The sequence below is a fragment of the Microvirga tunisiensis genome (assembly GCF_009296175.1).
GTDB lineage: Bacteria > Pseudomonadota > Alphaproteobacteria > Rhizobiales > Beijerinckiaceae > Microvirga > Microvirga tunisiensis.
Map to the genome: position 1 here is coordinate 1 of NZ_VOSK01000410.1, position 4,874 is coordinate 4,874.

A 4,874-nucleotide genomic window follows, 5' to 3' on the forward strand; every position below is an offset into this window, starting at 1 on the left:
CTTCGAAGCGGTGCGGGATCTGCAAGTGGATTGATCCCCATTGGACGGGGCCTCGGTACCAGATGCGAAGTCCGCAGCACGAGCTTGGCGGTGTCAAACCGTCAAAATCACTGTGCTAAGGATCTAGTCGGATTTACGCGCGGAGCAAGAGTCCTGGGAAGGAGCTCAATTTCTATAAGATTTGTTCAACGAAATTACCCAGGATGAAGTGGATCATCAGCCGACGAGCCCTCAGCCAGTATCGTGGCCAAGGTCCAATTTTACCATCTCAGCCAGGAAACACACCCCATCCTAGCCGAGACCCTTGCAGCCGCCACTCGACCCTGTGCTCCATTCGATTCATAGAACCTCCCATGCCCTTACAGATGAGGTACCACTGTGGTCTGGCGCCGTGTCCAGCCTATATCCAAGATGAGGGACGTGAAGGCCAAGCTTGGCGGAGAGTTAACGTGAATTGTGCCGTAAGGTGCGCGAACAGCAGAGCGCGTGAATGTTCAACTCCAGGCGAGAACACCCATCAGGTGCTCTTCCACAAGGCTAGCCTGTTCTCTGCATGCTACCATCTCCCTCAATATTAAATGAGTCTGACCTCGACGGAGGCACAGATCAACCGCCCAGGTGAACGCCGTTGACTACCTCCAGCAGCGCGAAGATTGGGTTCGTCTCCGCTACATGTTTACGTCTTTTGATCGGGGCCCCGCAGGGGCAACGAAGGATACCCAGGTTCAAACGGCGGTCCCCAACGATCAGGCCGAGCTCGTTGCCACGATGACTATTGCGTCCAGCATGGACGCTGCCGTTCGCTGGATTTACCCTGCACCTGAGCCCCTTCTTGAGGCCTTCCCTCATTTTGTTTGCGCATTCGGCGGCGGGGCTTTTGAGTGCCAGACGGCCTATTTCATCGGCGATGTTCAGGCTGCCACGCTGTGGCTGACACCGGCATTGAGCCTGACGAGGATGCTCTGACGAACCACTTCCAGCGCACTGTTCCAGGGCCGAACCAGACAACTCTGCTTTTGAAGTTTCAGACGATGGGAGCCCTGCTGCGAAACACCGTAATGCAGTGTGGTGGATCGAGTGACAGGGAGAAGGCTGCCGCCGGCTTTGCGGACTATTGAAGTGGAGAGGGCTCTTGGGCTGCCAAGTCGCCTGAGCGGGGGAAGACGTTTTCTTCATCCATCCCCCAACGCACGAATGGGACAACGTTCTCGGGAGAACGGCTCGACGAGACTGGCCCAACATTCATGCCCGTACGCCAGTGGTCTCGGCGCGGGATACGAAGCAGCCCACAAGCGAGGTCGTCGAGGTGCTGCGAGAGCGTATTCCGCGCTGGAATATCAGGAACTCGACGATGGCGGGCATATGTTTCCGCTGACCCATCCGGAAATCACAAACCGGTTGATCGCTACCTTCCTGAGCAACGAGAATTTGGGTGTGGGGTTCACACATCACCTACTCCCCTTTGATAGAGCAAAGCCAAGGTCAGTTACTCCGCAAAGCGGACGAGGGCTCGTAGTCCATTGATCAAAAGCTCGCGTTGATCATCCGGGACGTAACCCTTGCACGTTGCATCGACGAGTGCTGCCAGTTCCTCTCTGCTCGGCCGCCGCTCCCTGATTTCGCTCGCCCACATGATGATCTCAGAGGCGCGGCTAGCACAGGAGGGGCACTCGTCGGCGATCCGGCTGGCCAGAGCGACGATGGTGTCGAGAGGTGAGGCTTCAGGATCGTCGGGCATCCTGTGCTATTCCAGTCTTGGATTAAGCCAAAGGGCGGTGTGGCCCTTTGGCTCGTGTGTGCTGCCCTTTTCCCGATGACGACGATTGCGACCTCAGATCGGCCAGTAGTATGGGGCTCGCCAGTAGTCGTGCAGCTCCCGCTCGCGCTCCCGATCTGACCAGTCGTAGTCATCACCATCCCGGTAGAAGGTTGGAGCGCCACGAAGCTGCTCCTCGGTGATATCCGTGCGGTAGCCGCCGAGGCTGGTATCATAGGTCAGCTTGCCCCACGGAATGGTGTGCTCATCTTCGCCGATCCCAAGGAAGCCACCAAAGGACATCACCGCATAAGCAACCTTGCCGCTGATCTTCTCGATCATCAGGCGCTTGATCGAGCCAAGGCGGTTTCCCTGCGGATCATACACGGCAGTTCCCTCGACCCGATCACTCTCGATCACGGGCTTACCCGTCCTCACTCCAGGAGCATTGGTATTGATTGTAGCATCTGTCTGAGTCATATGGCGTCTCCTTCCCGAGTTACAGAAGACCTCAATGTCCATGATTCCGCTGTACGGTGGTGCAGGGTGTTTGTGCGATTAGGATCACGATCAGATCCATTGTTTGATCTCCGTGTGGTGCCTATCCCCAGAGCTGTTCACAAATCTATCGAAGCTCCTGGCTACGGTGTGGGGTATAGCCCCGGTCCGTTCGGCTATAATCCGGCACATGCGGCTCCCGATTTCGCCTCTCGCGGTGGATCATCCAGGCCGTGACATAGCCAATGGCCCCTGCCATGACGAGCGAGAGCAGCGGGTTTTCCGTTGTGTACCGGACCACAAGGCCTTGGCGCTCACGTACATAACTGTGAGCTTGAGGGAAGCGCTCACCTGCTTGTCGCGCATAGTACTCGCCTTGGCGGTACACAGTCCCGACGACGTCAGAGGCACTCCCGGCGACATCGTTGAGCGCTTCCCGCACTTGATCCAGAACATGCTCGGTTGAGCCCTGCCTCGGTTGACCCTGCTGCTCTTCCGCCGTTGAGTCAGCGGCTCCCTGATCAGAGCGATCAGGCTCAGGGCCTTTGGTGATGGTCACGGAAACCGGATCGCTCGTCGGGAAGGTCTCCTCAATTGCATGGTCGAGCCGTGCATCGAGATTTTCCTGCGAGTTCTCGGGCAGCTTGTTGTCCGGAGGACACTCCGCAGGCTTAGGTTCGGCTCTGTCAGGTGTGAGTTGGCTGCTGATACCGGATGCGTTCACCATTCGAGCCCTCCAGGATGCTAAGAGCGGGTTTGTCGGCAATCTATAATAATTGTAACGCCAAGCCTGCGAGCGCCGTTCCAAGAAGGGCTTAACCTATGTAAAGAACTCGGCTGGCAGCCTTGGCGTTACAAGCTCCGCAATTTAGCGAAGTACACTGGCTTTCTGAGCGCAATCTTGCGCTCTCGGTCCACGAGGCTGCAGTGGGACCTGCCGAACTGATTGACCTAACTTCATTCGGGTAAACCAGCCCCTCCCAGACTCTGTAGAAGGTGTCTTCTCCCAAAATCTGTACAGTGGACGTGCCATGTCGACCTGATAAGAGCCCAAATGAAGGAGGCGCGTGCGCTCTACGAAAGTGCAAACGGTCACCGTTGGTAATCGATCCGTGATCCTTCAGGGACTCTGTTCATCCATCACGAGGCTAATGCAGCGTCCGGAGGGCACGTGGAACATAAGAATGTTGTAGCCTTCCTGAGTCGAGGCAATAGCCCGGAACAGCGGGAATTGCTGCGTCTGATCGGAGCTTCTGATCGGAACCCTTGTCGAGGAACACCCAGCCCACGCGTGCCCTCCTTAGAGAGGCAGATCAGCTTAGACGGCTGACGAAAGTAGATGCAATTCCGCGGCTTGCTTCCACTCACTTCACATTCTCTTCCGGCAAAGACTCGGTATCGCATTTACTCGAAGCGCGTTGGCCAACCTGCTTTCCAAAGCTTCGACCTGTCGAATTGCATTTGATCGCTTAGGTGCCATCCATCGAGAGTGGCCAGGGATTCCGGATCAGGCCTGGGATTCGTTCCTCTGGGCTCGCTTCAAGAGCCCCAGATAGCGGGTTGTGTAGGAGATCGATGGCACCAACTGTATCTACCCAATCGAAACGTGGGCGCAGCGAGACATACGATGGAAGGTCTGGAAAAGGGATGAGCTTCGGGCTTTCGGCGGCGATCTGCTCTTCTGGAGGTGGAGGCAGAGACGGTTCAGCCGGTTCCGGAAGTGGAGGCATCAACGTGGCCACCGGGAAACTCGGCTCGGCGGGATCGGGCGGCGGTGGCATCGCGGCCTCAGGGGGCACCTCTGGCAGGATAGACGTGAGTGGCTCTGATGGCGATGATAACTCGATGGTTGGCGGCATTGAGGGGAGTGTCGGCTCAGCGGGTTCGGGCGGCGGCATCAGCGCTGCGACAGGGAAGTCGGGTTCGGCGGGCTCCGGCGGTGGCGAGAGTGTCACAACCGCAGGCGGTTCGCGCGAGGTTCGGGTTTTCTCTGGCTGTTGCGACACTTGCGCGAGTGGAGCCTGAGGTTCGGGCGACCGCTCTGGCTTCACGCTGGCGCTTGGAGTGATCTGACTGGAGCGGGCAGACGAATGCTTTCCGGCATTGTCCGCAATCGTCTTAGCCGGGCGCCTCACCTCCACATTGTTAGGCCATAGCTTGGACGCAACTTTCGGTGGAGTTGGCTGGGGCATACCAGCCGAATGCACTATTCTTTCAGCGCAGGATGTGGTGATCCCACTCAACGCGAGGGCGGTAAACACCCCAAACTTACGCATGCCCTCGCGATCTCCCCTAATCTTCTCATCAAGTTAGCGAAGAAAAACGATGCAGAGGAGGTGCCGCGTCAATTCGCGCTCTGAATGAACAAGATTCTTTGAAAGAAGTTGCGGGATGCCGGTCTCACGAATTGGTATTTGATCTTCGTCCCGGCGCCCAATTTGGAGTATGGGGTGACTAAAGCGCTTTTGGTTTCAATGTAGGGCATAGCCGGCGTGCCTGATCCAGCCTTTGGCATCTTTTGCGGTGATGGTGTCGAGGGCGGGTTTGAGTTCCGCTTCCAAGGCTTCGAGAGTGCGAGGCGCTTTTGCCTTAAGCCGCTCCTTCACCTTGGCCCAGGCGG

The 4,874-nt window shown here is 57.3% G+C and carries 3 protein-coding genes and 1 pseudogene; 1 reads left to right on the plus strand and 3 read right to left on the minus strand.

Annotated elements, in window-relative coordinates:
• Nucleotides 1-618: 618 nt before the first annotated feature.
• Nucleotides 619-966, plus strand: coding sequence for a hypothetical protein (locus tag FS320_RS37985; protein WP_152717451.1), 348 nt, complete (start codon nt 619-621; stop codon nt 964-966).
• Nucleotides 967-1,486: 520 nt separating this feature from the next.
• On the opposite strand, the gene FS320_RS37990 is transcribed toward FS320_RS37985, so the two are convergent.
• The 3 genes and pseudogenes from FS320_RS37990 to FS320_RS51170 form a co-directional block, all read right to left on the minus strand.
• Nucleotides 1,487-1,738: a hypothetical protein gene (locus FS320_RS37990; RefSeq protein WP_152717452.1), complete on the minus strand. Its 252-nt coding sequence runs from the start codon at nt 1,736-1,738 to the stop codon at nt 1,487-1,489.
• Between the two features lie 93 nt (nt 1,739-1,831).
• Entirely contained in the window at nt 1,832-2,236 is a 405-nt protein-coding gene (locus FS320_RS37995) for a PRC-barrel domain-containing protein (RefSeq protein ID WP_152717453.1), read from the minus strand.
• Between the two features lie 562 nt (nt 2,237-2,798).
• Nucleotides 2,799-2,981 (minus strand): annotated as a pseudogene (locus FS320_RS51170) (hypothetical protein); the annotation flags it as partial.
• Nucleotides 2,982-4,874: the final 1,893 nt, after the last annotated feature.

What these genes read in the sequence shown, in the direction of transcription:
- FS320_RS37995 (WP_152717453.1), bottom strand. Translation starts at nt 2,236, where the DNA reads ATGACTCAGACAGATGCTACAATCAATACCAATGCTCCTGGAGTGAGG.
- FS320_RS37990 (WP_152717452.1), bottom strand. Translation starts at nt 1,738, where the DNA reads ATGCCCGACGATCCTGAAGCCTCACCTCTCGACACCATCGTCGCTCTG.